Below are 26990 nucleotides of genomic sequence, written 5' to 3'. Positions count from 1 at the left end.
TACGAGCCGGGGCTCGGAAATGTTCAAACGGCCGAAGAGCCGGAGCGCAACGCCACGAGGACCTCGCCCGCGAGAGCGACCGGATCACCGGTCGGCCGCGTCGGGTACGGCGTGTGACCGCGCGCCCAGGCGTCGTCCACCGCGAACCAGTCGACCGCGGCCGGAGCCGTGCCGTCGACCAGCGCACGGTCGAGACCCGCGAAGTACGTCCGCCAGCGCGGCCCGTACAGGTCCTGGACAAGACCCGACCACTCGCGGTTGGCGTAGTCGCGCAGCCCGCCCTCGCTCGGCACGCGGTCGCCCCAGGTCGTCAGGATCGACCGGGCGTCGTATTCGAGCCGGTCGCGCTCGGCGGCGTCCGCGCCCCACGAGCGGGCGTCGGCGAGCCACGGCCCGAGCAGGAAGCGCCGGTCCGATCCGACCAGCCGGCCGAGCAGCTCCACGTCCGCGTTCCACTCGCCCACCAGCGCCCGGAAGGCCGCGAGCTCCTTGGCCTCGTACGCGGTTCTGATCCGGGGGAGGAGGACGCGGCTGCGATTGGTGAGCGCCTGGCGGGCCACGTCGACCAGGTCGTAGCGGTACGCGTCCGTGGTCCGCAGGGCCGGAGCGACCCGGAGCAGCTCGGCCAGCGCGCGTTCCACGGTCGCGGCGTCGTAGCGCATCGTGGACGGGCTCCAGCGCGCGGCGCGGACCGCCGTCAGGCTCGGACGGGCGGCGAACAGGCTGTCCTGCGGCTCGCTCCAGCTGCCGGAGGGCATGCTGTACGGGCCGCGGCGCAACTGCTCCCACGCGGCGGACGCGTGCGGGTCCTCGCCTCCGTAGCGGCGGGCCGCGTACGCGGCGAACCAGGCCGCCTGGTCGATCGGCTCGGAGCGCCACGCGAGTTCGGTGAACAGGTCGAAGGCCGCCGGGCTGACGCCGGTCGCCTCGGGCAGGTACGCGATGCCGCGCAGCGTGCTGCCGGGCTTCGCCAGCCACGCGTGGAACCGGCTCACCCACGCGCCGGTGTTGGCGCCGAGGCTGCTGTGACCGCCGAAGTTGGGGATGGTCCCGAAGGCGTACGGCGTACCGCCCCAGCGGGCTTCACGGTCCAGGTTGTCGTACCGGTCCGAGAGGCCGTCGACGACGAGGACACGGCTGCGGTCCACTCCGTCGAGGAGGGCCGCCGACGGATTGTTCTGCCAGCCGAGCATGACCCAGGTGGCGCCTGGATGGGCCCTTTCCAAGGCCTGCTGGACGGCGCCGGCCGCGCTCGGGACGTCGACGGCACCCGCGCTGCCGCCCTCGTGCAGCAGGTCCATCTTGAACATGTCCGTGGCGCCGAACCGCTCCTGCTGCACGCGGTAGTAGGTGGCGGCCACCCGGTCGAAGACCGGCCCCGTCGGATCGAGCCAGTCCGGCCGCGCGAACCCCACCCACGAACCCTGCGGCACCGTGACCGCGCCCGGGTTGCGGTCGGCGAAGCCGGGCGGCACCGTGCCGAAGAAGCCCGGTAGGACGGGGGTCATGCCCAGGGCGCGCAGCCGGTCGGCGATCCTGCGACCCAGTTCGGCGCGGCCGTCGATCAGTTGAGGGGAGACGGGGCCCGCGAAGCCGGACAGGTTCTGCAGCAGCCACCAGCCCTGGTGGGCCGGGGCCGGGATCCAGGCGCGCAACTCGGCAGCGTCGTAACCGAATTGCCGGAAGGTCTCGTAGTAGGTGTACTCGGCGCCCGTCGGGACGAAGACCTCGTTCACCCCGTGCAGTGCCAGCAGGTCGATGTCGCGCTGGTAGGAGGCGAAGTCCCGGTACGCGCCGGAGTAGCCCTCGTCGGTGTCGTTCAGGGCGTAGCGATGAGGCACGCTCGCCGAGCGCGCGACCTCGCCCTCGACCGCCGGGAGCGTGGCGGGAAGGCGGCCGATGCTTTCCCCGGGCCAGCCGATGTCCACCCCGGCGACATGCTCCAGGTACCAGCCGGCGCCGGTGAGCAGCGTGGCCGGTGACGTACCCCGTACGACGATGGCCCCGGCCCGTCCGGAGACGGCGAAGGAGTCCTCCTCCGAGCCGGGCGTCCGGGGGACCGGGACGAGCGTGAACTGCGCTGCCCGGGAGGGCAGCAGACGCTCCAGGGCGGCGCGCGCGGGCGCGGTGTCGAAGGCTGCGGCGCGGGTGGGGGTGCGAGCGGGGGTGGTTTCGAAGGCCGGGGCCGGGGCCGGGGCCGGAGCCGGGGTGGCGGGGGTCCGGGGGGTGGCGGGGGTCGGGGCGGCGGGGAGCGCCAGCGCGGTCGTCGCGGCCAGTGCCACGACGGCGAGCGTCCTACGGCATCGAAGGACGAGGTGACTGCCCATCCAGTGTGCTCCTCGGATTGGTTGACGCATGATCAACCCACTGTCCGACGAACGACCGGCCCCGCGACGCAGGCGGAGCCGGTGTCCGGCGGCGCTCATCCGTGCGGGTGCAGAGTTGGGCGCTCGGGGCGCTCGGGGGCACCGGACGGTCGGGGCGCTCGGGACTTCCGGGACGCCACGCTGGTCCCGGAGGCCCGGAGGCCCGGAGGCCCGGAGGCCCGGAGGCCCGGAGGCCTGGAGGCCCGGACGCCCCGGATGCCGCGGAGGTCCCGGGCGGCCCCGGGCGTCCCGACCGCCCCGGACGTCCCGCGCGTCACGGGCGTCCGGCGTTTCGCTACGAGCCGTGGGGACCGGCGCTGGGCGGGTCGGGCCGTCAGCGCACGGCCTGCCGCACCAGCTCGCCGACGCGCGCCTCCACCTCGGGCGTCACCTCCGTCACGGCGAAGCCGGCGGACCACATGGGGCCGGAGTCCAGCCGAGCCAGGTCGCTGAAGCCGAGCGTGGCGTAGCGCGCCTTGAACTTCTCCGCGCTCTGGAAGAAGCAGAGGACCTTGCCGTCCAGCGCGTAGGCGGGCATGCCGTACCAGAGCTTCGGCGCGAGGGCGGGGGCGGCGGCGGTGATGACGGCGTGCAGGCGCTCGGCCATCGTCCGGTCCGACTCCTGCATCTCGGCGATCTTCGCGAGTACGGCCCGCTCCGCCTCCGCCGCCTTGCCGGCGCGCGAGCCCGGCCGCGCCGCCGCCCGCAGCTCCTCCGCGTGGTCCTTCATCGCGGCGCGCTCCTCGGCGGTGAAACCCTCGTAGCTCTTGCTCGTCCGGTTCGTCGTGCTGGTCATGACCACTCCCGTCGTCGTGGGCCGGCGGCCCGTTCGTTGTGGTCACAGCTTCGCCCGGCGGGGGTACGGGCCGCCTCCGTGCTCACCACGGAATCCACCACGGAGAGCGGGTGCGTGGACCGCCCCGAACCGTCACCCACCCGGAACCTTGGCGGCGTGTTCTCCCTCTCGTAGAACGAGCCCGAAGGAGGCCCCGATGACGAGCGATTTCACGAGCAGAGGCATGGCAGGCGGCAAGGGCAGGCGCCCGGGAGGGCTTCGCCTCGCGTGGGCGGTCACGCTCGCCGCCGTGGCGGCGGAAGTCGCCGTCTGGGTCCTGGGCGCCTTCGTCGTCGCGCCCACCAGCCTTGACGAGTTGACCGCGTTCGCGGGGCGCGAGGAGGCGGTGGCGCGGCTCGTCGTCTCGGCCGGTGTGCTGGCCCTCCTGCTGGCCGCCTGGGTGGCCGTCGCGCTGTGGATGCGGGCCGGACGCGGCTGGGCCCGGATGGTGCTGACCGCTGTCGGCGCGGGGCTTCTGCTGTTCCGGCTCAGTGACTTCAGCATGGACGGCATGGGCGGCGTGGGGCCTGCGTGGTGGGTCGCGTGCAACGCCCTGCCCGACCTCCTGGCGGCGGCAGCGGTCGTACCGATGTGGCTGCCAGGAAGTCGCACCCACGCGCGGCCCGCGGCCTGATCCCTGCTCCCCGGTGTGTGCGGCCGCCTCAGCGGTCCAGCTCCTTGTGAGCGGTCTCCGGGAGCCGCAGGTACACCGCCGAGGAGACCAGGCACAGCATCGCGACGTACCAGGGGAACAGTCCCGGCCGGTCCAACTCCTTGAAGAGCGTGCCGACGTACGGGGCGGTTCCGCCGAAGACGGCGACCGTCAGCGAGTACGGGAAGCCGATCCCGGCCGCGCGGACACGGGCGGGGAACAGCTCGGCGTTCACGGCCGCCGAGATCGAGGTGAAGCCGGTCAGCAGTACCATCCCCGCGCACTGCACCAGCAGGAGCGAGCCGAACGAGCCGTCGAGCGCGCGCAGCAGCGGCACGCCGAGCAGCGCGAAACCGATACCGAAGAAGAGAAGGAGCGGCTTGCGGCCGAACCGGTCGGAGAGCAGCCCGCCGACCGGCTGCAGCAGGGCGAAGAACGCCAGCGACAGCGTCCCGGCGAGCAGCGCGTCCGCCTTGTCGATGCCGGTGTTGAGCTCCGCGTACGTCGGCAGGTAGGAGGTCCACGTGTAGTACGCGAGGGTTCCGCCGGCCGTGACGCCGCCGATCAGCAACGAGGAGCGGGGGTGGCGTCGCAGCGCCTCGAAGAGGCCCGGGCGCGGCGCGTCCTGGCGCGCTACGTCGTGGGTCTCCTCGGCGCCCCGGCGGATCCAGAAACCGGCGAGGCTCAGCACGGCCCCGAGGAGGAAGGGAACGCGCCAGCCCCAGCCGTTCATCCGGTCGTCCCCGAGCACGGCGACGAGCAGCGCGGCCGTACCGGAGGCGGCGAGCTGTCCGGCGGACGTCGAGACGTACTGGAACGACGAGAAGAGCCCGCGGCGCCTGGGCCCCGCGGACTCGACCAGGAAGGTCGTGGAGGCCGCGAACTCCCCGCCCACCGAGAGACCTTGGAGCAGCCGGGCGACCACGAGCACGACGGGGGCGAGCACGCCGACGGCGGCGTACGTCGGGGTGAGGCCCACCAGCAGGCTGCTGCCGCCCATGAGGAGGATGGTGACGGTGAGCGCGGTCCGCCGGCCGTGCCGGTCCGCCACGGCGCCCATGAGGAGGCCCCCGACGGGCCGCATGAAGAAGCCGACGGCGAAGACGGCGAACGTCGAGAGGAGCGGTACCAGGGAGTTGCCGGACCCCTGGGGGAAGACCTGGGTGGCGATGTAGGCCGCGAGGAAGGTGTACGCGTACCAGTCGTACCACTCCACCGCGTTGCCGACGGAGGCCGCCAGCAACTGGCGCAGCGGGCGTGGGCGTGGGCGCGGGGGCGGGTGCGGGGACGAGGACGAGGACGGTGGGGCGACGGCGGGCCGGCCGGGGGTGGTGGGACCGAGGCCGGCGGGGCCGAGTCCGGCGCCAGGGGTGTCTGTCATGATCGCGACCTGCCCCGGCTCCGCACTCCGTACGCCCGAGATCCAGCCGACTCCCGACTGCCGAGTCCCGACTCCCGGGCCCCGGGGCGGCGCCCCTTGGGCCGATCGGCGCAGACGCGGCGCGCCTCGGCCGGTAGCGCCCCACCGTGTGAAGAGATCCGGCCATGACACAGTGCGAAGACCCCATGCCTCCGCTCCTGCCGGGGCGGGCGAGGTGAGCGTCCCCGGGCGTGGGGACGCGCGGGGGAGCGGGCGCTACGGCGAGGCGGTGTTCCGTCCCGAGCAGGCGGGCGAGGGCGAGCGCATCGACTTCGGTGCGCTCGCGTACGACGACATCACGATGGCCCGGCTCCGTGCCCTGGGCGCCGGCCCCGGATGGCACTGCCTCGACGTGGGCGCCGGGACGGGCACGGTCTCCCGCAGGCTCCTCGAGGAGGCCGGAGTGGCGAGTGTCCTCGCGGTCGACCGCGACGTGCGGTTCCTCCGCGAGCGGCCCGTGCCCGGGCTCGACGTGCGCGAAGCCGACGTCACGGCACCGGACTTCGCCCCGGGCCGCTTCCGGCTCGTCCACGCCCGCTTCGTCCTGATGCATCTCCCCGAGCACGAGCGGCTCGTCGGCCGCCTCGCCGAACTCGTCGAGCCCGGAGGCGTACTGGTCCTCAGCGACGCGGTCGACCTGCTCGGCGACCGTACGCCCGACTCGCCGTACACCGAGGTGATGCGCGCGATGTGGCGGGGCCTGCGCGACACCATCGGCACGGACGTCTCCTGGGTGCCGTCGTACCCGCGACTGCTGCGCGAGGCCGGGCTCGTACCGGTCGCCGCCGAGATCCACGTACCGCCACTCGAACCGGGCAGCCCCATCAGCCGCTTCTGGGCCGACACATGGGAGCGCAGTCGAGCCGCGATGCGCGCCACCGGACTCGTCGACGACGCGGCGGTCGACGCGGCGATCCGCTATCTGGACTCAGAGGAGTGCGCCGCGCTCTCGGCCGGCATGCTCACGGCCTGGGGCCGCAAGCCGAACATGGACACGACGACCCGCTGAGCGCACCCTGCCGAATACGCAAGTGGACAACCCCTGTTCGATTGAGTAACCATGGCGCTTTCTTCAAAGGCCAGTGCGACTGCTGTCATTACCGGGGGATGGGGACGGGACTCGTCATGTCCGTCGCCACTGGTCGCGCCACGCAGTTGTCCGAGGCCCTCGCATTCGCGGCCAGGCAGCATCGCTGTCCGGTCGCGGCCTTGAAAGGGAACCTTGGTGAGTCACCCGACGGACCCGTACGCGTCGAACGAAGGGCAGCAGCAGCAACCCGCATCGCCCCAACCCCCCGTGCCTGAAGGGGGATACGGTCCGCCACCACACCAGCAGGTGCCCCAGCCGCCCACGGCGCAGGGCCAGCCGACTCAGGGGTACCCTCCCCAGCCCGGGTACGGCGCGCAGCCTCAGCCGGGGTACGGAGCGCAGCCCGGGCACGGGGCACAGCAGCCTCAGCAGGGGTACGGAGCACAGCAGCCTCAGCCCGGGTACGGAACTCAGCAGCCGACGCCTGAGTACGGGACCCAGCAGCCTCAGCCTCCGTACGCGCCGCAGCAGCCCGGGTACGGAACGCAGCCCACTTACGGAGCACCGCCGCAGTCTCAGCCTCAGCCCGGCTACGCGCCGCAGCAGCCTCAGCCCGGCTACGCGCCGCAGCAGCCGCAGGCCGGGTACCCGCCGCAGCAGCCTCAGCCCGGCTACGCGCCCCAGCCCGGGTACGCGCCGCAACAACCGCAGCCCGGCTTCCCTCCCCAGCAGGGCGCGCCCTACGCGCAGTACGGGCAGGTCGCCCAGGGATTCGCACCGCAGCAGCCCGTCGACCAGCAGTCGCCTCCGCCCGCGCCCACGCAGCAGCCGTACCTGGCCGAGGGGTACCCCGGGCAGGCGCCTCCGTCGCAGGCTCCGGTTCCGGTCCCGACGCAGGGATACCCCCCTGTTCAGGCCCCTGCGGGTCCTCCGGCACCCGCGTACGCGCCCGGTCCTGACGTCCACGTCCAGCCGGTCCAGCGACGGGCCGACGCGACGGCTCTGACGACCCTGCTGCTGATGCTGCCGAACTTCTTCGGCAGCCTGCTCGTCGTGTGGGCGGTCTCCGCGTTGATGCCCGCGGGTGTCGACGTGGCCTTCATCATCGCCTGGTTGGCCTCCGGCGCACTCGTCTTCTACCGCCCGGCCGAGAGGCTGTTCGCCAAAACCGTCCTCAGGTGGCGTGAGCCGACCGGGGCCGAGCTCGCCGCGCTGCGGCCGCTGTGGGACGAAGTGATGGCCAGGGCGAACATCAAGAATCCGGCGGCGTACGAACTCTGGATCGAGGACAAGGAGGAGATCAACGCTGCCGCCGCCGCCGGTCACATGGTCGGCGTGACCCGTTGGTCGCTGCACCACCTCCCGCCGGAGAGGCTCACGGCAGTCCTGGCCCATGAGCTCGGTCACCATGTCGGAGGCCATGCCTGGGCCGGTCTGCTCGGTCTGTGGTACGCCCTTCCGGGCCGGGTCGCCAGGCGCCTGGCGGGCTGGGTGCTCCGCGTCGTCGCCGTTGTCGCCCAGGTCGTTCCGCTCCTCGGTTGCCTCGTCGGTCTCGTCTTCGTGGCCCTGGTGATCGCCGTCGCGGTGACGTTCCCGCCCGTCCTGATCGTGTTCGTCACGCCGTACCTTCTCGCCTGGGCGGGCCGCGCGGCCGAACTGCGTGCCGACCGCACGGCCGCGGAACTGGGCTACGGCCCGCTGCTGCACGCGGTGTTGAGCGGCTGGCAGTCGTCCGATGCCGAGAGGGCGGAGGAGAAGCTCCTGGAGCGCCTCATGGCCACGCACCCCCCGATGCACCAGCGCATCCGCGAACTGGAGAAGTTCGCCGACGCAGCCCGCTGAGCGACGCGCCCGACCAGGAGTCCATGTCATGACCGTTCAACCCGACGCAAAACACGCGGAAGTGGAGCCGCTGTCCCGGCTGTTCGACCCGGGACAGCGGATCGGCTGGGTCTACCGTGACGCCGAGGCCTTCCGTCACGCCTTCACCCAGCCGCCGCCCGCACTCGTCGACGTTCCCGAGTCGCTGCTCAACCGGGCGCGCGCCGCCCGCCTGAACACCGCGGACCGGAAGGGGAACGCCCTGAAGGTCGGCGGTGGCCTCACCGCGTTCTTCCTCGTGGTCGCACTGTTCGCCGGGACCGTCGGACTGGTGCTGGCGGCCGTGAGCGCCGCAGGCGCCGTCCTGCTCTACACACAGTCCGGTGGCGCGGCGACGACGGCCGACCAGAAGGTGGAGCACACGCGTCACGAGCTGGCCCAGCGCTACCAGCACGAGTCCGCCGCGTGGACGCATGCCAAGGCCCAGTTCGAGTACACCGAGGACCAGCGCATCCGCGGTCTCGACATCTGGGGCGCCCTCCCGGTCGGAACCGGGAACGCGCGTCTGGACGTGTTCGGCGGAACGCGACGCAGCCGGGAGGGCTTCCTCACCGTCTTCGGCGCCTCGACGCTGCGCGAACGTCCGCTGATCGTGCTGGACCTGACGCAGTCCCAGATCTGCCGGGAACTGTCGATCCTCTCCGCGGAGATGGGCGCCCCCGTCGACGTGCAGTTGCTGCCCAGCCAGCAGCCGCAGAGCAGCATCCTCGACGGCCTGCAGCCGACCGAACTGGTCGACGCGCTCGTCGAAGCCGTCTACGGGGACACGTCGGAGGCCACACGGGCAGGCCGCAGCATGGACAGCCGGATCCTCAACCGGCTCTGCGAGGCCCTGGGCGAAGACGTCACGCCGGCCAGGATCGCTGCCGGGCTGCGTGCGCTGCTCGGCGATCTCGACGACAGCGGCACTCTGACCCGCGCCGAGCGCAACCGCATCTCGGACGACCTGCTCCCGGACAAGAGCAAGGACCAGATTCGTGAGGGGCTGATGCGGCTGGAGTCGTTCGTCCAGCCGCTGGCGGGACTCGGCACCGAGCGGGCGGGGCGCGGCCCCGGCTACCTGACCTGCTTCAGCCTCGACCGGACGACGGGCAGCGCCAGCGTCGAACTCCTCACCGATCTCGCCATCCTGAGCGTGGCGCGTCGTCTCTCGACTCTCGTCGAGGAGCAGGCGCCGGCCGTGGTCGTGGCCCTCGGCGAGCACGAGGTGCAGCGACGTCACCTGGAGCAGCTGGCCCGTGTCTGCGAGTGGCGCGGCGCGCAGTTGACCGTCATGCACGCTCATCTGCGGGAGACCGCCCGCGACATGATCGGTGGCGGGGCCGTGGCGTTCATGCGCCTCGGCAACCACCAGGAAGCCGGTGTCGCGGCGGACTTCCTCGGGCGCGACTACAAGTTCATCCTGCACTCGCTGACGGACACCAAGGGTGAGAGCGTCAGTGACTCGGTGACCCACACGACGGGGACCTCCACCTCCACCGCGACCTCGGTCGGCTTCTCGCGTTCCTGGGGCAGGAACTGGGGCACCAGCTCCTCCAGCACCTACTCCGACGGCTTCGGCTTCCCGACCAGCACCACCAGTGGTTCGAGTTCGGGCGGCAACTACTCGGAGTCGGAGAACCGCAGTGTGACCAACACGTTCGGCACCAACGAGTCGACCGCGCACACGAAGGGCACGACCGTCAACACGAGCGACGGGACGACGACGCAGCGCGTGTACGAATACGTGCTGGAGCCGACGCAGTTGCAGGGGCTCGCGGAGTTCAGCCTCGTCTTCGTCGAGCGCGGCCCGGACGGAGCCGTCAGGACCCATGCGGCCGTGTGCAACCCGAACATCGTGAAACTGGAGCGCTTCAGCAACCAGCCGTTGGCCGAACTGCCGTTGCCGCCGCAGGCATGGGCACCCCAGCAGCCCGCCGCTGCCCAGGCTCAACCCGCACCGGCCCCGCCGCCCCAGGCGCCCACCCACCCGGTGTACGAGCCGCAGCCCGCGCCGGGCGGTCAACCCCACGGCAGCGCGTACGGCGTCTACGGTGCCCAGCCGACCGGGCAGCAGCAGCAACCGGCATGGCCCTGGCCCCAAGGCGGCGCCCCGCAGCAGCCGCCCGGCACCTGGCCGCCCCAGGCGCCGCAGCCGCAGCAGCACCAGCAGCAGTGGCCAGGCCAGGGCTGGCCGCCGCAGCAGTAGCCACATCGTCGTGGGGCCGCCGCATCCGCGGTGGCCCCACGGCTGTCAGACAGAACAACTAGGATCGATCTCAAGATCGAATCGATGGGGGAGTCGTGCCGACCGGCCTGCGTGAACACGAAGACGACCATGTCAGCGACGGTGCCTCGGTCGTGTCCTTCCCGGAGATGACCGAGCGGATCGCGGCCGCGTTCCCGCAGCTCGGGCGGGAGCGCCTCTGATGTGGAGCACCCACGAGAACCAGGCCGTTCACTCCGTCCTGGGCATGCCGACGTACCGGCTGACCGAAGTGCCGCGCGCGAGGCAGGACTCCTCCCGCCCCGCGGAGCGCGAGGACGAACTGCGCGCCCAGCGATTCGCCGCGCTCGTCTCCGCGTGCCACACCATCGGTCCCGCGGCCGACGCGGCCACGCCGCCCCCGGGACGCATCCTGCTCAGCTGGTCCCGTCCCTCGGCCGCCCGCTCCGTCGACGTCCTCCTCGGCGGCTCGTCCCTCGTCGGCAGCGACGACGCCGTCGACCCGGAGACCGTCCTGCTGCGGCTCCCCGCAGGTGCGCGGGCCCGGCGGACGCCGCCCGGGAGTTTCGGCGAGGCCATGGCCCGTTTCCCTTACTGGACCGCCATATCCGGAGTCGCGGACGGGCTGCTGGTCGACGACGATTCCCGGGACCGTGGGACGAGTCGCGTCCGCCCCACGCTCGAGGACAGCCTCCTCGGCGTATGGCAGGACTCCTTCGCCTGGCTGGTGGTGGCCGACCCGGTCGCGGCGGAAGAGCTCGACGAGATGGTCGGTGAGACGGCGGACCGGCAGCGGCGCGTGAAGTCCAAGGCCGAGAGCTCACCCGAGTACGGCCTCGAACTCGCCCGGCTTGAGCACCGGCACAAGGAACTGTCCCGGGCGGAGGCCACCGGCCTGTGGCGGATCCGTCTCCTGGCCGGCGCCGCCACCGTGGAGGACGCACACCGGGTCGCCGCCCTGGTCTGCGCCTCCTCGGACCTCGAAGGGCTGCCGTACGCGCTGAAGCCGACCGGTCTCGTGTCCGATCTGTCGAACCTGATCGGCGCCACGCTGCAGGAGGGGGCCGGTTTCCCCTTCCACGCGAGTTCCGAACTGCTGGCAGCCGTGGCCCGTACCCCGTCGCAGGAGATTCCCGGCGTACGGTTCGCACTTCGCCCTGAGTTCGACGTCACCCCGGAGCACGCCGCCCCGCAGGCCGCCGCCCCGGGTGTGCGACCGGTCGCCGCGCCGATTCGCCTCGGGTCGATCCTGGACCGCAACCGCAGCGCCGTCGGCGATCTCGACCTGCCCCGTTCCACGCTCAACCGGCACACCTTCGTCTGCGGCGCGACGGGCGGAGGCAAGTCGCAGACGGTCCGCGGCCTGCTCGAAGCGGCCACGCGGGAGGGCCTGCCGTGGCTGGTCGTCGAACCGGCGAAGGCGGAGTACCGGTTCATGTCCGCGCGGCTGGGGGACGAGGACGAGGTCATCGTCATCAAGCCCGGTGACCGCGACGCGCTCCCCGCCGGACTGAACCCGCTGGAACCCTCGGTCTTCGCGGGGGGCGAACGCTTCCCCCTGCAGACCCACCTCGACATGGTCCGCGCGCTCTTCCTCGCCTCCTTCGACCCGCAGGAGCCGTTCCCGCAGGTACTGAGCGCCGCGCTGACCCGGTGCTACGAGGACCTGGGATGGGACCTCACCCTCGGCGAACCGAAGGCCGCCGGGACGGAGCCGCGCTACCCGACCCTGGAGGACCTGGAGCACACGGCGCTCCAGATCGTGTCCGAGATCGGCTACGGCAAGGAGATCACCGACAACGTCCAGGGCTTCATCAAGATCCGGCTCGCCAGTCTCCGGCTCGGCACCACGGGGCGGTTCCTGGAGGGAGGCCACCCGATCGACTTCGGTGAACTCCTCAAGCGCAATGTGGTCTTCGAGATCGAGGACGTCGGGGACGACAAGGACAAGGCGTTCCTGATGGGCACGATCCTGATCCGGCTCATCGAGTACCTGAGGATGGAACAGCGCACGACCCGGAGGCTCTCCTTCCCCCTGCGCCACCTGACCGTCTTCGAGGAAGCCCACAGGCTCCTGCGCAGGTCGGAGGAGGGCGGTGCGAGTTCTCACGCCGTGGAGATGTTCGCCGGTCTGCTCGCCGAGATCCGGGCCTACGGCGAGGGACTGGTCATCGCCGACCAGATCCCCAGCAAGCTCGTCCCGGACGTCATCAAGAACACCGCCGCCAAGGTCGTCCACCGCCTGCCGGCGCAGGACGACCGCGAGGCCGTCGGTGCGACCATGAACATCACCGAGGCCCAGTCGGAGTACCTGGTCACGCTGAAGCCCGGTGAGGCGGCCGTGTTCACCGACGGCATGGACTATCCGCTCCTGGTCCGCATGCAGGACGGCACGGCACGCGAGGACGCGGCGGCGATCCGTCCGGCCTCTCCCGCGCCGATGATCGCGACGCGGAGCCGGGCGTGCGGCACGGACTGCGGCACGGCACCGTGCACGCTCCGGCAACTGCGCACCGCGCAGCGCCTGAACGAAGAGGACGAACTGCGGATCACGCTCTGGGCGGAGATGGCGGTGGCGGCCCATCTGCTGAGCTGGACCACGCCCCTGCCCGGTGAGGCCATGCGCCGCGCCCTCGGCCCCTACTGGTCCGCGCACCGCCGCGTGGTCGAGTGCGCCATCGGGCAGGCGGTCGACCGCGCGGTCCACAGCCGCGTCGGAGCCCCGTCCTCACCGGACGCCCTCGCCGAGCACGTGGCCTGGGTGATGCGCGCCCAACTCGACGGCCACGACCCCTGCCCGGTCGCCGAGCCGCACTGGAAGGCCCGCAAGGGCACGAGGACGCGGCAGTTCTACCACGGGCGGTACGCACCGTCGGTGCTGGAGAAGCTGGTGGGCTGCACGGACCCGTCGGAGGAGTGGGCCAAGCGCTTCGCCCGCACGCTGGCGTGCTTCGACCGCAGACCGCGCAAGCCGGTGCCGCCGGAGCAGTCCACGGGGGAGACGAAGTGAGCGAGCTCGACGCGAGCACCACTCCTGCGGACAACCTTCCGGCCGCCCGGCTGCCCGACGCTCTCGAGCGGGTCGGACAGCCGGAACAGCCGGAGGAACCTCAGGAACCGCAGGAGGTGAGGGACGCGGGCGACGGCGAAGACGGAGACGACTCGCTCCCGGGCGATTTCGAGGAGCCGGAGGAGCCGGGAGAGCCTGGAGACCCCGAGGATCCGGCGGAGTCTTTGACCGGCGCCATCGAGAACGAGGAAAGCCCCGAGGCGACTGATGCCACGAATACTGCGGATGTCGCCGATGCGGTTGATGCCAGGAAACGAGCCGCGCAGGCCGACGGAATGATCGATGAGTCCGGGCGTGTTCCCGTCGAGGAACTCGAATCGGGCGACCGCGTGAGGGGCCGGCCGTGTGACGACACCGGCTACGAGATTCGAGCCGAGGATCTGGAGTACCTGGGCCTGGACGAAGAACAGGTGGAGGCCTGGCAGCGGTTCGAAGCTCCGTTGGGCATGAGCCCGGAGCAGTACACGGAATTCAAGTCCAGCCTGAACGAGGCTCTCGCGGAGGACGGAATCGACCCGGAGCAGGTCGATATCCGCCTGCAGGGCTCCTCGGCGCAGTTCTTCTCCGGTTCCCACAAGGACTTTCCCACTGAGCAGGACCTGAGCGACCAGCCTGAGGCACAGTCCAGGCTTGCCGATTGGATGGGCGACCGTCCGGAATCCGATCGGCCTGCCCGGGTGCCCTTCGACGCCAAGCATCGGCTGGGTGTGGATGACGGGGAAGGCGGGTCGGAACCGCCCAGCGACTACGATGTTCAGCTTTCCTCGAGCGAGATGGTCGACAGGGCTACGGAGACGTGGGAGGCCACGGACCCTGACCAACGACGGGCCACTGTCATCCATCCGAAGTATGACTTCGTGGACAAGAAGACCGTGGAGCAGACGTTCCCGGCTCTGGCTGAGTGGAAGGATCGTTGGGAGCAGGAGACCGGGCGCGAAGTGGCTCCGGCCCTCTTCTCGTCGGAAGGCCCTCCGGACAGGACCGATGTGGGTAAGGGAATCTCCACACATTTCCGTGAAACCGACTGGATCATCAACCGTCCGAAAGGCGACGTAGATGAATGAGCAGCTGCAGATCCGAATGAAGGGAGAGCTCGGCGACCGGCTCTCCGCCTTCCGGGAGGAGGTGGGGTTGGCGCGGCGTGGACGCCTCAGCGATGAGTGGGACGAGGAGTTCGGGAGGCGCGAGCTGCGCTCCAAGGAGGAAGGGCGGGTGAGGCTGACGCTCTGGCGCTACGCGGATGACGACTGGACGGTTTCCCTTACCTACGAGCGGGACCCGTTGCCCGACGCGGAAGTGGCGGAGCTGCGGCGCAGCATTCTCGACGCGGCCGCGCGCGCTGGAATGACCATCAGCGCCCAGTCCCCCTCGTAGACCTCGGGAACGCGGAGAAGTGACGATGGCGAAAGCCGAGTTCTATGTGTCGGCCGATGTCGAGGCCGACGGGCCCGTGCCCGGGCCGTTCTCGATGTCGAGTTTCGGGCTCGCGGTCGCGGGGGTGCACGACGGGACGGCGTTCACGGCGCACGACCCGGCCGAGCGGACGTTCTACGCCGAGCTCAAGCCGATCAGTGACCGCTACGACCCCGAGGCCCTGGCGGTCAGCGGGCTGGATCGCGAGCGGTTGGGCCGGGAGGGGCGGGAACCCGCGGAGGCGATGAACGCCGCGGCCGGCTGGCTGGCGGGGGCGGCCGAGGAGTTGGGCGCCGTTCCCGTGTTCGTCGCGTATCCGCTGGGCTACGACTGGATGTGGATGTACTGGTACTTCATGAGCTTCGCGGAGGCCGGCTCGCCCTTCGGGCACTCCCGCTGCCTGGACGTGAAGACGCTGTACGCCGCCAAGGCGTCGGTACCGCTCCACCGGGCGACGAAGCGGTCGATGCCGCGCGACCTGCTGTCCTCGCGGCCCCACACCCACAATGCCCTGGACGACGCGATCGAGCAGGCCGAGCTGTTCCAGAACCTGATGAGATGGGAAGCCGGCGCCTGAACCTCTCATAGCGAGGGGAACGGCGGGTCTTGAGGCCGTCTCCCCGCCGGGACACAGGGGGCCGCGAACCTGCCGCTACGGGGCTCGCTCGGCGCGTGCTGGTCCCTGCGGCGGGCGAGAGTGGCGCACTTTATGAAAGCCGTCATGTTTATTGGTGTCCGAACACCGTGCTTCGGACTCCTCGGCGGGGGGACTGACCGCTATGTCTGCTTGGTGTCCGGCTCCGGGACCATGGCGATGTCGGATTCCGTGTGCTCGAGGGCCAGCCGCGCCGCTCCGATGGCGACCGAGTCGTTGCCCAGGCCGGACGCCACGACCTCGGGCGGGTACAGGCAGGTTCGGTTCAGGTGTTCCTGGATCGGCTCCACGAGCAGCGCGCCGCCGCTCGCGAGCGAGCCGCCGATGATCACCATCTCCGGGTCGAAGGGGCCCACCACCGTCACCAGGCCCTCCGCCAGTCCGACCGCGAGCGCGGTCACGGCCTCCGAGGCTCGCGGGTCGCCCGTGACGGCCTTGCCGAAGGCGAACTCCGCGGCCTGCGCCGGCGAGCGCAGCTCTCCCGGTTCGACCGTCATCGCGAAGTCCATGACGGGGCCGAAGACCTGCCACAGGCCGGTGGCCTGTTCGGCGATCTCGCCCGAGGCCGAGTGGGCTCCGCGGTACGGTTTGCCGCCCACGAGCATGCCGAGCGACATCCGGTTGCCGGCGAAGAGGTAGAGCACGTCCTTCCGGTCGACGGCCGCGCCGCGCCACCGCTCGGCCAGGACGGCCAGCCGGACGTCGTTCTCGACCACCACGGGGGCCGAGATCCGGTCCGACAACTCGTCCTGCAGCGCGAGGCCCGTCCACCCCGGCAGGACCGAGCTCTTCACCACCCGCCCGGAACCGTCGACCACCCCGGTGGTCCCCACCCCCACGGCCATGGGGCGTTGGCCGAGTTCCTCCGCGCAGTCGTCGACGAAGCGCGCGATCGAGTCGAGGCGCTCGTCCACGGTCATGTCGGGGAAGATCGCGGCCTTGCGGGACTGCGTGACCTGCCCGCTGAGGTCGACACCCACTGCCTGCAACCGGTAGGCGCCCACGCTCAGCCCGAGGACGCGCCCGGCCGACGCGCGGAACCGGTAGCGCTTGGCGGGTCTCCCGCGCAGCCCGCGCTCCTGCCCGCATTCCTCGGCCCAGCCCTGCTCCAGCAGCTCTTCCATGATCGTCTCGACCGTGGGCCTCGAGACCTGCACCTGGTGGGCCAGCTCGGTCAGGGTCGCGGCCGTCTCGCGGTGCCGCAGGACGCGCAGTACGGCGGCGGAGTTCAACCGCCGCAACAGGGAGGCGTCACCGCCGTGCTGGTTCATGGCTCGCATCCTACTTACGAAAGTTCGCAGGGAAAGGCGGGACCTTCGGTTTTCGTCGCTGCTTGCCTCTGCTGTCGGGGTGGAGGCCGCCTGCACCGCGTCACCTGGGGATGCGGCGGTCGGTGCGGAGGTGAAGGGGTCGCCGCCCGTGCGGAGAGCCGGGGAGGCGTCGCGCGCCTGTTAGCAAAATGATTTGAATAAACATCTTGACCGTGCCCGACCGGACCTGTTGACTCCTGCCCATTCGCACGGAGCCCCGGCGGCACCGACCCGAATCCGGGTCTGTCGGGACCCCGGCGTCACCGTGTGCCCCCGACGTCACTGTGTGCCCCGGCGCACCGCGACCGTCCGGGCATGTGTCGACGTTCCCCCCGCTTCCCCGTCCCAGGAGGTGCATGTGTCGGCCACCGCACCCGCTTCGCCCCGTCCGGACACGCCTCGACCAGCTCCGCCGCGCGACCGGCGTCGCGCACGTTCGCGTTCCGAGGCCGGAAAGGCGGGCCGCGAGACCGGAGTTCGACGCGGCTTCCGGGACCGCTTCAGACGAGACCGGATGCTTCTCCTTCTGTGCGTGCCCGGCATCCTCTATTTCGCGGTCTTCTTCTACCTGCCGCTGGCCGGCAACGTCATCGCCTTCCAGGACTACCAGACGTATCTGGGTTTCCAGCAGAGCCCGTTCGTCGGCTGGGCCAACTTCGCCGCGCTGATGGAGCAGCCCGAGTTCTGGTCCGCCGTGTGGAACACCCTGGAGATCAGCGTCGTCCAGCTGTTCCTCTACTTCCCGGCGCCGATCGCTCTCGCGCTCTTTCTCAACTCCTTGCTCAGTACCAGGGTTCGCAGGCTGATGCAGACCGTGGTCTATCTGCCCCACTTCCTTTCCTGGGTCGTGGTCGTGGGCATGTTCCAGCAGGTCTTCGGGGGCGCGGGCACGGTGACGAGCCTGCTCAACGACAACGGCATCCCCGTCGGCAACATCATGAACAACCCGGACACGTTCATCCTGCTGCTCACCTCCCAGGCCGTCTGGAAGGACGCAGGCTGGGGCGCGATCATCTTCCTCGCCGCCATGGCGTCCATCGACAACTCGCTCTACGAATCAGCGGCCATGGACGGCGCCGGCCGGCTGCGGCGCATGTGGCACATCACCCTGCCCGGCATCAGGCCGGTCATGATCATGCTGCTGATCCTCCGGCTCGGCGACATCCTCTCCGTCGGCTTCGAGCAGATGCTGCTCCAGCGGGACGCCGTCGGTGCCGAGGCCGCGGAGGTGCTCGACACCTACGTCTACTTCCACGGTGTCGTCGACGGGGACTGGGGCATGTCCACCGCCGCCGGGCTGATGAAGGGCGTCATCGGATTCGTCCTGATCGTCCTGGCGAACAAACTCGCTCACCGTCTCGGGGAGCAGGGGGTCTACCGATGAGCAAGCTGTCGCTTTCGACGCGTCTCGGCGCGGCGCGGCGCGGGCCACGCCCGGCCGAGCGCCCCGCCTGGATGGAGCGGCCCAGCCGGGCGGGACAGGGCCTCAAACTGCTGGTCATGGTCGCGATGACCGTCGCGGTCGGCTACCCCTTCCTGCTCGCTGTCGGTACCAGCCTGGCCACCAAGGCCGAACTCGCGGCGAACGGCGGGTACGTGCTGTTCCCCACCGAACCGACCCTGGAGGCCTACCGGGTGGTGCTGTCCGGTGGCGTGGTGACCCGTGCTGCGCTCGTCAGCGTCGGCATCACCCTCGTCGGCACCGCGCTGAGCCTCCTGTGTACCGTCTGCCTCGCCTACGGCCTCTCCCGGCCGGGGACCCTCGCGGGCAAGCCACTGCTCCTCATCGTGGTCGGTACGTTCCTGTTCACCCCGGGCATCATCCCCAACTACCTGGTGGCACAGGCGCTCGGACTGCTCGACACCTACGGCGCGATGGTCGTGCCCATCATGCTGAACGCCTTCAACGTCATCGTCGTCCGTGCCTTCTTCCAGGGCATCCCCGAGGAACTCCACGAGGCGGCACGCCTCGACGGGGCCGGCGACCTGAAGGTGCTGCTGAAGATCGTGCTCCCGCTGTCCAAAGCGGTGATCGCCGTGGTCGGCATGTTCTACGCGGTCGCCTACTGGAACAGCTTCTTCAACGCGATGCTCTACATCAACGACCCGGACAAGCTGCCGCTCCAGGTCGTCCTTCGTTCGTACGTCCTCCAGGGCGACACCTTCAACGCCAAGGCGATGGGCGTCAGCGTGCTCCCGGCCGGCACCTCGCTGTCGATGGCCGTGCTCATCCTGGCCGTTCTGCCGATCGTCGCCGTCTATCCGTTCCTGCAGAAGTACTTCACCCAGGGCGTCCTCACCGGAGCGATCAAGGCCTGAGCCCTTCGACCGACGGGGACCTCGCCCTCCGACGTCCCCCATCCTTCAACCCCGCACCCTTCAAGGAGAGCCATGTCCTCCAGAAACCTGAACCGCCGTGGGTTCCTCGGCGCGGCCGGTGCCGCCGGTCTCACCGTCGCGGGTGGCGGTGCCCTCGCCGCCTGCAGCACCGGGACCGCGCCGTCCCAGGGCGCCGGCGCGGAGGCTTCGGCGAAGCTGAAGCTGCCGGCCTACGTGGCGGCGCGTGTGGCCGCGCCTGACCTCCCGGGCAATGGCGACGGCCTGGACGCGGCGTACCTGCGCTACCCCAAGGACCCCGCCCGCAGTGTGTCCGGGGTGCCGGGAGACGGGGAGCCGATCACCGCTCTGACGGAGACCTTCACCACCGCGGCTCCGGCCATGAACCGCAACGCCTACTGGCAGGAGCTCAACCGGCGGCTCGGATCCGAACTGCGCATGACGATCGTCAACGGCCTCGGTGCCGAGGACGTCTACCGGGCGAAGTTCAACGCGACCGTCGCCGGCGGCGACATGCACGACCTGATGTGGTTTCCGCCGAACCAGGGCCTCAAGAACGTTCCGGCGCTGCTGCAGGCGAAGTTCCACGACCTGACGCCGTACCTCTCCGGTGACGCAGTCAAGAAGTACCCGAACCTCGCCAACATCCCCGACTTCGCGTGGAAGACCGCTGTCTTCAACGGCAAGATCTGGGGGGTGGCCGTCCCGTACGGCCGGATGGGCCAGGTCTACGTGGCCAACGAGGAGTTCTGGAAGCCGGTGGGCGGAGTGAGTTTCGCCGGCGCCCAGGAGTTTCTCGACAAGGGCAAGGAACTCCTCGACGTCAAGCGCAAGAAGTACGTGCTCGAGCCCGCCTACGTCAACCACATCATGCAGTTCGCCCTCTGGTACGGAGCGCCCAACCGGTGGCGACTCGACGGCGGCAAGCTCACCCACACGTTCGAGACGGACGAGTTCTTCGCGGGTGTCGAGTTCGCCCTCAAGTGCCAGGAGGCGAAACTCTTCTGGCCCGACCCCAACCTCGCCACCACGCTGGAGAAGCTGGAGGGCGGATTCCTCGGCGCGCACGTCCAGTCCTTCCCCGGCTTCCTCAACGACAGTGCGATGTACGACTGGCCGGCGAAGGTCATCGTCCCCTTCGCCGCGGAGAAGGGCAGCACTCCGAGCTACAGCTTCGGCTACGGCTCGGTCGGCTTCACCGCCATCAACAACACGGTGAGCAAGGCGCGCATCGAGACGCTGCTGCAGGTCATGGACTACCTCTGCGCACCGTTCGGCAGCGAGGAGCGGCTCTTCCTCGACTACGGCATGGAAGGCACCCACCACAGCCGGTCCAAGGACGGCGACGTCACCCTGAACACCAAGGGCAACGCCGAAGTCCTCACCACCCGACAGGCCATCACCTTCTTCGGCAACGCACCCCAGACGCTCTACCTGCCCGGCAAGCCCGATACCACCCGTGACATCCACCGGACGGAGACGGAGCTGATGAAGATCGCCCGCACCAACCCGACCACGGGCTACTTCTCCGACACCGACGCCAACAAGGGCGCCTCGGCGTCCGGCGACTTCTACACCGCTCTCGGGGACATCGTCGCCGGGCGCAAGCCCCTCTCCTCCTTCGAGAAGGAGATCCTGCCCAAGTGGCAGCGCTCCGCGGGCAACGCGATCCGCCGCGAGTACGAGAAGGCCATCGCCCAGGGCGGTGCCAAGTGACCGACGACCTGCGCATAGGCGTCATCGGCCTCGGCCTTCGCGGCAATCTCGCCAAGTCCGCCCATCGTCCGGGCCGAGGCTCGGTCGTCGCCGCGGTCGCCGACCTCGACCCAGGGGTGCGGGCGAGGGTTCCCGAGCGCTTTCCCGACGCGAAGGTGTTCGAAGACCACAAGGCGCTGCTCGACGACGCCACCCTCGACGCCGTGGTCGTCGCCACTCCCGACGACACCCACGAGGCTGTCGCCTGCGCCGCTCTGGAGGCGGGCAAGGCGGTGTACGTGGAGAAACCCCTCGGGATCACCGTCGAGCAGTGCGACACGATTCTGCGCACCGCGTACGAGACCGGCAGCCGTCTCTACGTCGGTCACAACATGCGGCACATGGGCGTCGTGCGCCTGATGCGCGACATCATCGCCCGCGGCGACATCGGTGAGCCGAAGACCGTCTGGGTACGGCACTTCGTCTCGTACGGCGGTGACTACTACTTCAAGGACTGGCACGCCGACCGCCGCCGTACGACGGGGCTGTTGCTGCAGAAGGCGGCCCACGACATCGACGTGATCCACTGGCTGGCCGGCGGATACACGCAGCGCGTCAACGCCCTCGGAGACCTGATGGTCTACGGCGACCTGCCGCGTCGTGAGGCAGGCACACCACGGCCGGAAGGCTGGCTGCGCTCCTTCGACTGGCCGCCGGGCGCACGCACGGACCTGCATCACATCGTGGACGTCGAGGACGTCTCGGTGATGAACATGCGCCTGGACAACGGGGTGGTCGCCGCCTACCAGCAGTGCCACTTCAGCCCCGACTACTGGCGCAACTACACGGTCATCGGCACCGAGGGCCGGTTGGAGAACTTCGGCGACCGGCCGGGTGACGAGGTCCGTGTCTGGAACACCGGTCCGAGCGACTACCGGCCCGACGCCGACGCGGTCCACAAGGTGCCGGACGCGGAAGGCGGCCACGGCGGTGCCGACGCGCGGATCATCGAGGAGTTCTGCCGCTTCGCCCGCCAGGGCGGCGCCACGGACACCTCGCCGGTCGCCGCCCGGATGAGCGTGGCCGCCGGGGTCATGGCGACGCGCTCGCTGCGCGAGGACGGCGCGGCGTACGAGGTGCCGCCGTTGGACCCGCACCTGATCGCCTATTTCAGGGACGGACAGCGGCGCGGACAAGGAGATCGGTAGCGGTTCTGCCGAAACCAGGGAGATCACCCTCGGTTACCATGTGTGTTTTATGCCGAAGGCCGGCAGCAAGGGCCCAGCACCATCGACGGTCTACCGCGGGGGCGGAGAGACCGGCTCGCCGGCCGAGACTCCCCGGAAGAGATGGGTGGCCTGGGAAAGTGTTGGAAGAGGTCGTAGCGACCCGGTACGTCACGCCGCTGCGTGAGGGTGGATCGCTCCCCGGGATCGTCGAGGCCGACGACCTCGGTACGTACGTCATGAAGTTCACCGGTGCCGGGCAGGGGCGGAAGACGCTGGTCGCCGAGGTCGTCTGCGGGCAGCTCGCGCGGCGGCTCGGGCTGCGGGTGCCCGAGTTGGTCGGGATCCAGCTCGACCCCGTGATCGGGCTCTCCGAGCCCGATCAGGAGGTGCAGGAGCTGCTCAAGGCGAGCGGGGGGCTCAACCTCGGGATGGACTACCTGCCCGGGTCCCTCGGGTTCGATCCGCTGGCCTACGAAGTGGATCCGAAGGAGGCCGGCAAGGTCGTCTGGTTCGACGCCGTCATCAACAACGTCGACCGGTCCTGGCGCAATCCGAACATGCTCGTCTGGCACGGCGACCTCTGGCTGATCGACCACGGCGCCACCATGATCTGGCACCACAACTGGCCCGGTGCCCCGACCTCCGCCGCGAAGCCGTACGACGCCTCCGACCATGCCCTCGCGCCGTTCTCGCCGGACGTCGCCGCCGCCGCTGCCGAGCTGGCGCCGCTGGTCACGCGGGAGCTCCTGGAGGAGGTCGCCGCCGACGTGCCCGACGAGTGGCTCGTCGACGAGCCCGGCTTCGACACGACCGACGCGCTGCGGCAGGCCTATGTGGAGGCGCTGCTGCCGCGCGCCGCGACCATCCACGAGCGCATCACCCTCGGCCCGCGCGTCGAGCGCGGGCCGGCGCAGCCGCCCGGCTGGCTCGCCGAGCGCCTCGCCCCCCGGCACTCCACCCAGAAGGACCGCACCACGTGACCGACCGCGATGTCTTCGAGTACGCGCTGCTGCGCGTCGTGCCCCGCGTCGAGCGCGGTGAGTGTTTCAACGCCGGAGTGGTGGTCTACTGCCGCGCCAAGTCCTTCGTCGCCGCCAGGACGCACCTCGACGAGGGCAAGCTCCGCGCGCTCGACCCCGGTGCCGACGTCGTCGGCGTACGGGCCGCCCTGCACGCCGTCGAGGGCGTCTGCCTCGGGGGTGACGACGCGGGCCAGGCGTCCGGTGACGACGCGGGACGGCGCTTCCGGTGGCTCATCGCGCCCCGGTCCACGGTCGTCCAGCCGGGGCCGGTGCACACCGGTCTCACGGCCGATCCCGAGGGTGAGGTCGACCGGCTGCTCGCCCTGCTGGTGCGCTGAGTGAGGCGGTGCACCCGGTGGGCCGTTGACACCGGGTGCCAGGGCTTCTAGCGTCTCGTCTGCGAAGGTACTAAGCGGTCGCTCATGTGCGGCAGGGACGCACCCTGCGGCCGCCACCGTGGATGATCCAAGGGCGAGGAGAATCAGCATGTCGACCACCGAGCAGCGCGTAGCCGTCGTCACCGGCGCGGCGCGGGGCATTGGAGCGGCGACCGCCGTACGGCTGGCCGCCGAGGGCCGCGCCGTCGCCGTACTCGACCTCGACGAGGCGGCCTGCAAGGACACCGTCGAGAAGATCACCGCCGCCGGTGGCACCGCCATCGCCGTCGGCTGCGACGTCTCCGACAGCGCGCAGGTCGAGGCCGCCGTCGCCCGCGTGGCCGCGGAGCTCGGCGCGCCGACTATCCTCGTCAACAACGCGGGCGTGCTCCGCGACAACCTGCTCTTCAAGATGTCCGAGTCCGACTGGGACATGGTCATGAACGTCCACCTCAAGGGCGCCTTCCTGATGGCCAAGGCCTGCCAGAAGCACATGGTGGACGCGGGCTTCGGCCGGATCGTCTCGCTCTCCTCGTCCTCCGCGCTCGGCAACCGTGGCCAGGCGAACTACGCGGCGGTCAAGGCCGGTCTCCAGGGCTTCACCAAGACCCTCGCCAAGGAGCTGGGCAAGTTCGGCATCACGGCCAACGCCGTCGCCCCGGGCTTCATCGTCACCGAGATGACCGCGCAGACCGCCGAGCGCGTCGGCATGGGCTTCGAGGACTTCCAGGCCGCGGCCGCCTCCATGATCCCGGTGCAGCGGGTCGGCCGGCCCGAGGACGTCGCCAACGCCATCGCCTTCTTCGCGGGCGACGACGCCGGCTTCGTCTCCGGCCAGGTCATGTACGTGGCCGGCGGCCCGCTCAACTGACGCCCGCGCGGGAAGAGGAGACGTACATGAGCAGCAAGGAACTGCCCGAGCTGTCCGGCAAGGTCGCCCTCGTCACCGGCGCGAGCCGGGGCATCGGCTACGGCGTCGCCGAGGCCCTCGTGGCCCGCGGCGACCGGGTCTGCATCACCGGCCGCGGCGAGGAGGCCCTCAAGGAGGCCGTCGAGCAGCTCGGCTCCGACCGGGTGATCGCCGTACCCGGAAAGGCCCACGACGAGGCCCACCAGGCCGCTGCCGTCGCGGCGACCATGGAGGCCTTCGGGCGGGTCGACTTCCTGGTGAACAACGCCGGGACGAACCCGGTGTTCGGACCGATGGCCGATCTCGATCTGAACGTGGCCCGCAAGGTCTACGAGACGAATGTGATCTCCGCGCTCGGATTCGCCCAGAAGACCTGGCACGCCTGGCAGAAGGAGCACGGCGGGGCGATCGTGAACATCGCGTCGGTCGCCGGCATCTCCCCCTCGCCCTTCATCGGCGCGTACGGCATGAGCAAGGCGGCGATGGTCAATCTGACCCTTCAGCTCGCGCACGAGTTCGCGCCAGTCGTCCGGGTCAACGCGATCGCCCCGGCGGTGGTGAAGACCAAGTTCGCGCAGGCTCTCTACGAGGGCCGGGAGGCGGAGGCGGCCGCCGCCTACCCGCTCGGCCGGCTGGGCGTCCCGGAGGACATCGGCGGCGCCGCGGCGTTCCTCACCTCCGACCAGTCGGACTGGATCACGGGCCAGACTCTGGTGGTCGACGGTGGGATTTTCCTCAACGCCGGTGTCGGGTGACCGCTATCCGGACACTCGCTTGAATTTCTGACCGGTTTGACCCCGGTTAATCGTTGAATGCCTCAAGTGCCCCGTCAGGGTCGAACATTGATCTGGCGGGGCACTGCGGTATGGTCGGCCGACCCAAGGCTGAACGAGGAGCGTGCGCACGTGTTCAACCGGACCAGTCTGCAGGTCGCTGCAGCCCTTGCGTCCATATCCCTGGTGTCCGGATGCGGCCTGTTTTCGGACAATGAGTCCGCGGCGGACCAGAGAATCGTGGTCGGCACGACGAGTTCTCCCACCACGCTCGACCCGGCGGCCTCTTGGGACAATTCCTGGGAGCTGTTCCGTAATGTCTTCCAGACGCTGGTGAGTTTCCCGACGGGAAGTACGTCCCCGCAGTCCGACGCGGCCGACTGCAAATTCACCGACACCTCCAGCCGGATCTTCGAGTGCACGCTCGAGGACGGGCTGAAGTTCTCGAACGGCAACCCGCTCGACGCCAAGGCCGTGCAGCATTCGATCGAGCGCATCCGGAAGATCGACGCCGACGGCGGCCCGAACGGGATGCTGGCCTCGCTCGACACGATCGAGACGGTCAACGACCGCACGGTCGTCTTCAAGCTGAACAAGCCCGACGCGACCTTCCCCTTCATCCTGGCGACCCCCGCCATGTCGCTGGTCGACCCGGCCGAGTACCCGGCGGACAAGCTCCGCGAGGACGGCAAGCTCATGGGCTCCGGTCCGTACGTCCTCGACGAGTACACCGAGGGCGAGTCGGCCGAGCTGACCAAGAACCCCACCTACAAGGGGTTCGCGGACCGGAAGAACGCCGGCGTGACCATCCGGTACTTCAAGGAGTCCGAGCCGATGGTCCAGGCGTTGAAGAAGAAGGAGATCGACGCCACCTACCGCGGTCTCACCGCCGAGGAGGTCGTCGACCTCCAGGACGCCAGCGACGCCAACGAGCACCTCCAGCTGATCGAGTCGACCGGCGCCGACATCCGCTACCTCGTCTTCAACGCCCAGGACACCACCGTCGCCAAGGAGCCCGTCCGCCGGGCGATCGCCCAGCTCGTCGACCGCGAGGAGCTCGTCGCCAAGGCGTACAAGGGGACGGCCGAGCCGCTGTACTCCATGGTCCCGAAGGGCATCGTCGGCCACACGACCGAGTTCTTCGACCGCTTCGGCGAGCCGAGCGTCTCCAAGGCGCGGGACATCCTGCGCGACGCCGGGATCAAGAAGCCCGTCGACCTCACGTTCTGGTTCACCACCGACCGGTACGGCTCCGGCACCGCGCTGGAGTTCGCCGAGCTCAAGCGGCAGCTGGACTCCTCGGGGCTCTTCCAGGTGACTCTGAAGAGCAAGCCGTGGAAGGAGTTCGCCGCCGACTACCAGAAGGGCCAGTACCCGATCTTCGGGCGAGGCTGGTTCCCCGACTTCCCGGACGCGGACAACTTCATCTCCCCGTTCGTCGGCAAGCAGAACGCCCTCGGGACGCCGTACGTGAGCCCCGAGATCACCGACGAGATCCTGCCGAAGTCGCGGCGCGAGACCGACCGCGGTGCGGCCGTGGCCCAGTTCCGCAAGGCCCAGGAGATCATGGTCGAGGACGTCCGGCTGCTCCCGCTGTGGCAGGGCAAGCTCTACATCGCGGCGAGCGAGGACATCGGCGGCGCCGAGCGCGCGCTCGACCCGCAGACCGTCATGCAGATGTGGGAGCTCAGCCGCAGGGCCAGCTGGTAGGCGGCAGCCCGTAGCCGCTCGGCCGGCGGTCGCGGTCGGCCCGAGCGGCGGCGTTGTCAGTGGCCCCCGGTAGGTTCTGAGGCGTAGAAGAGATCGCCT

General features: G+C 70.2%; 22 protein-coding genes. 18 read left to right on the top strand and 4 right to left on the bottom strand.

All coding sequences use genetic code 11. The features are described from left to right. Nucleotides 1-23: 23 nt before the first annotated feature. Together AB0E14_RS16805 and AB0E14_RS16800 are read right to left on the bottom strand one after the other, a co-directional pair. Nucleotides 24-2327 (bottom strand): alpha-N-acetylglucosaminidase, encoded by a 2304-nt coding sequence (locus AB0E14_RS16805; protein WP_362417631.1) that lies wholly within the window; start codon nt 2325-2327, stop codon nt 24-26. Between the two features lie 373 nt (nt 2328-2700). Further along, nucleotides 2701-3162 (bottom strand): hypothetical protein, encoded by a 462-nt coding sequence (locus AB0E14_RS16800; RefSeq protein WP_362417628.1) that lies wholly within the window; start codon nt 3160-3162, stop codon nt 2701-2703. Between the two features lie 196 nt (nt 3163-3358). Between AB0E14_RS16800 and AB0E14_RS16795 the strand changes: the two genes are divergently transcribed. After that, entirely contained in the window at nt 3359-3835 is a 477-nt protein-coding gene (locus AB0E14_RS16795; RefSeq protein WP_362417624.1) for a hypothetical protein, read from the top strand. A 28-nt stretch (nt 3836-3863) separates the two neighbouring features. Here AB0E14_RS16795 and AB0E14_RS16790 read toward each other — a convergent pair whose 3' ends face one another. Beyond that, entirely contained in the window at nt 3864-5234 is a 1371-nt protein-coding gene (locus AB0E14_RS16790) for an MFS transporter (protein WP_362417621.1), read from the bottom strand. 214 nt (nt 5235-5448) lie between these two features. Between AB0E14_RS16790 and AB0E14_RS16785 the strand changes: the two genes are divergently transcribed. From AB0E14_RS16785 to AB0E14_RS16750, 8 genes are all read left to right on the top strand, one after another. Beyond that, entirely contained in the window at nt 5449-6282 is an 834-nt protein-coding gene (locus tag AB0E14_RS16785; protein ID WP_362417618.1) for a methyltransferase domain-containing protein, read from the top strand. Nucleotides 6283-6609: 327 nt separating this feature from the next. Then, on the top strand, nt 6610-8145 hold the full coding sequence (locus AB0E14_RS16780; RefSeq protein WP_362417615.1) for a M48 family metalloprotease: 1536 nt from the start codon (nt 6610-6612) through the stop codon (nt 8143-8145). 28 nt (nt 8146-8173) lie between these two features. Next, the gene (locus AB0E14_RS16775; protein WP_362417612.1) at nt 8174-10372 is read left to right on the top strand and encodes a hypothetical protein; all 2199 of its coding nucleotides are present in this window, start codon (nt 8174-8176) and stop codon (nt 10370-10372) included. Nucleotides 10373-10467: 95 nt separating this feature from the next. Next, nucleotides 10468-10593, top strand: coding sequence for a hypothetical protein (locus tag AB0E14_RS16770; RefSeq protein ID WP_362417609.1), 126 nt, complete (start codon nt 10468-10470; stop codon nt 10591-10593). After that, complete coding sequence (locus AB0E14_RS16765; RefSeq protein ID WP_362417606.1) at nt 10593-13400, top strand: ATP-binding protein; 2808 nt, start codon at nt 10593-10595, stop codon at nt 13398-13400. Before AB0E14_RS16770 ends, AB0E14_RS16765 begins: the two co-directional genes overlap by 1 nt. After that, nucleotides 13397-14524: a hypothetical protein gene (locus AB0E14_RS16760; protein ID WP_362417603.1), complete on the top strand. Its 1128-nt coding sequence runs from the start codon at nt 13397-13399 to the stop codon at nt 14522-14524. The genes AB0E14_RS16765 and AB0E14_RS16760 overlap by 4 nt, the downstream gene beginning before the upstream one ends. Beyond that, nucleotides 14517-14834, top strand: coding sequence for a hypothetical protein (locus tag AB0E14_RS16755; RefSeq protein ID WP_362417601.1), 318 nt, complete (start codon nt 14517-14519; stop codon nt 14832-14834). Before AB0E14_RS16760 ends, AB0E14_RS16755 begins: the two co-directional genes overlap by 8 nt. A 25-nt stretch (nt 14835-14859) precedes the next feature. Then, nucleotides 14860-15450, top strand: coding sequence for an exonuclease (locus tag AB0E14_RS16750; RefSeq protein ID WP_362417599.1), 591 nt, complete (start codon nt 14860-14862; stop codon nt 15448-15450). 200 nt (nt 15451-15650) lie between these two features. Here AB0E14_RS16750 and AB0E14_RS16745 read toward each other — a convergent pair whose 3' ends face one another. Further along, nucleotides 15651-16799, bottom strand: a complete 1149-nt coding sequence (locus tag AB0E14_RS16745; RefSeq protein ID WP_362417596.1) for an ROK family protein — start codon at nt 16797-16799, stop codon at nt 15651-15653. Between the two features lie 397 nt (nt 16800-17196). Between AB0E14_RS16745 and AB0E14_RS16740 the strand changes: the two genes are divergently transcribed. The 9 genes from AB0E14_RS16740 to AB0E14_RS16700 all read left to right on the top strand — a co-directional run bounded on the left by AB0E14_RS16740 (nt 17197) and on the right by AB0E14_RS16700 (nt 26891). Continuing rightward, nucleotides 17197-18222 carry an ABC transporter permease subunit gene (locus tag AB0E14_RS16740; protein ID WP_362417592.1) on the top strand — a complete coding sequence of 342 codons (1026 nt, stop codon included), beginning with the start codon at nt 17197-17199 and terminating at the stop codon, nt 18220-18222. Further along, a complete protein-coding gene (locus tag AB0E14_RS16735) occupies nt 18219-19157 on the top strand; it encodes a carbohydrate ABC transporter permease (protein ID WP_362417589.1) in 939 nt (312 codons plus the stop codon). Before AB0E14_RS16740 ends, AB0E14_RS16735 begins: the two co-directional genes overlap by 4 nt. 72 nt (nt 19158-19229) lie before the next feature. Then, nucleotides 19230-20891, top strand: a complete 1662-nt coding sequence (locus AB0E14_RS16730) for a hypothetical protein (protein ID WP_362417586.1) — start codon at nt 19230-19232, stop codon at nt 20889-20891. Next, nucleotides 20888-22078 (top strand): Gfo/Idh/MocA family oxidoreductase, encoded by a 1191-nt coding sequence (locus tag AB0E14_RS16725; protein WP_362417583.1) that lies wholly within the window; start codon nt 20888-20890, stop codon nt 22076-22078. The genes AB0E14_RS16730 and AB0E14_RS16725 overlap by 4 nt, the downstream gene beginning before the upstream one ends. 161 nt (nt 22079-22239) lie before the next feature. After that, on the top strand, nt 22240-23079 hold the full coding sequence (locus AB0E14_RS16720) for a HipA family kinase (RefSeq protein ID WP_362417580.1): 840 nt from the start codon (nt 22240-22242) through the stop codon (nt 23077-23079). Beyond that, nucleotides 23076-23459, top strand: a complete 384-nt coding sequence (locus AB0E14_RS16715; protein ID WP_362417577.1) for a DUF3037 domain-containing protein — start codon at nt 23076-23078, stop codon at nt 23457-23459. The genes AB0E14_RS16720 and AB0E14_RS16715 overlap by 4 nt, the downstream gene beginning before the upstream one ends. 148 nt (nt 23460-23607) lie before the next feature. Continuing rightward, entirely contained in the window at nt 23608-24369 is a 762-nt protein-coding gene (gene fabG / locus AB0E14_RS16710) for a 3-oxoacyl-ACP reductase FabG (RefSeq protein WP_362417574.1), read from the top strand. 26 nt (nt 24370-24395) lie between these two features. Next, on the top strand, nt 24396-25163 hold the full coding sequence (locus AB0E14_RS16705) for an SDR family oxidoreductase (RefSeq protein ID WP_362417571.1): 768 nt from the start codon (nt 24396-24398) through the stop codon (nt 25161-25163). 150 nt (nt 25164-25313) lie between these two features. Further along, nucleotides 25314-26891, top strand: coding sequence for an ABC transporter substrate-binding protein (locus AB0E14_RS16700; protein WP_362417568.1), 1578 nt, complete (start codon nt 25314-25316; stop codon nt 26889-26891). The last annotated feature ends 99 nt before the right edge of the window (nt 26892-26990 follow it).

Origin of the sequence: Streptomyces sp. NPDC047981, assembly GCF_040653315.1 — a bacterium.
Taxonomy (GTDB): domain Bacteria; phylum Actinomycetota; class Actinomycetes; order Streptomycetales; family Streptomycetaceae; genus Streptomyces.
This window is presented reverse-complemented; position numbering and strand designations above follow the sequence as displayed.

Bases quoted from the DNA above. Each gene is read 5' to 3' on its own strand.
- AB0E14_RS16765 (WP_362417606.1), top strand. From the start codon at position 10,593: ATGTGGAGCACCCACGAGAACCAGGCCGTTCACTCCGTCCTGGGCATG.
- AB0E14_RS16705 (WP_362417571.1), top strand. From the start codon at position 24,396: ATGAGCAGCAAGGAACTGCCCGAGCTGTCCGGCAAGGTCGCCCTCGTC.
- AB0E14_RS16730 (WP_362417586.1), top strand. From the start codon at position 19,230: ATGTCCTCCAGAAACCTGAACCGCCGTGGGTTCCTCGGCGCGGCCGGT.
- AB0E14_RS16795 (WP_362417624.1), top strand. From the start codon at position 3,359: ATGACGAGCGATTTCACGAGCAGAGGCATGGCAGGCGGCAAGGGCAGG.
- AB0E14_RS16775 (WP_362417612.1), top strand. From the start codon at position 8,174: ATGACCGTTCAACCCGACGCAAAACACGCGGAAGTGGAGCCGCTGTCC.
- AB0E14_RS16745 (WP_362417596.1), bottom strand. From the start codon at position 16,799: ATGAACCAGCACGGCGGTGACGCCTCCCTGTTGCGGCGGTTGAACTCC.
- fabG (WP_362417574.1), top strand. From the start codon at position 23,608: ATGTCGACCACCGAGCAGCGCGTAGCCGTCGTCACCGGCGCGGCGCGG.
- AB0E14_RS16800 (WP_362417628.1), bottom strand. From the start codon at position 3,162: ATGACCAGCACGACGAACCGGACGAGCAAGAGCTACGAGGGTTTCACC.
- AB0E14_RS16790 (WP_362417621.1), bottom strand. From the start codon at position 5,234: ATGACAGACACCCCTGGCGCCGGACTCGGCCCCGCCGGCCTCGGTCCC.
- AB0E14_RS16805 (WP_362417631.1), bottom strand. From the start codon at position 2,327: ATGGGCAGTCACCTCGTCCTTCGATGCCGTAGGACGCTCGCCGTCGTG.
- AB0E14_RS16755 (WP_362417601.1), top strand. From the start codon at position 14,517: ATGAATGAGCAGCTGCAGATCCGAATGAAGGGAGAGCTCGGCGACCGG.
- AB0E14_RS16750 (WP_362417599.1), top strand. From the start codon at position 14,860: ATGGCGAAAGCCGAGTTCTATGTGTCGGCCGATGTCGAGGCCGACGGG.
- AB0E14_RS16735 (WP_362417589.1), top strand. From the start codon at position 18,219: ATGAGCAAGCTGTCGCTTTCGACGCGTCTCGGCGCGGCGCGGCGCGGG.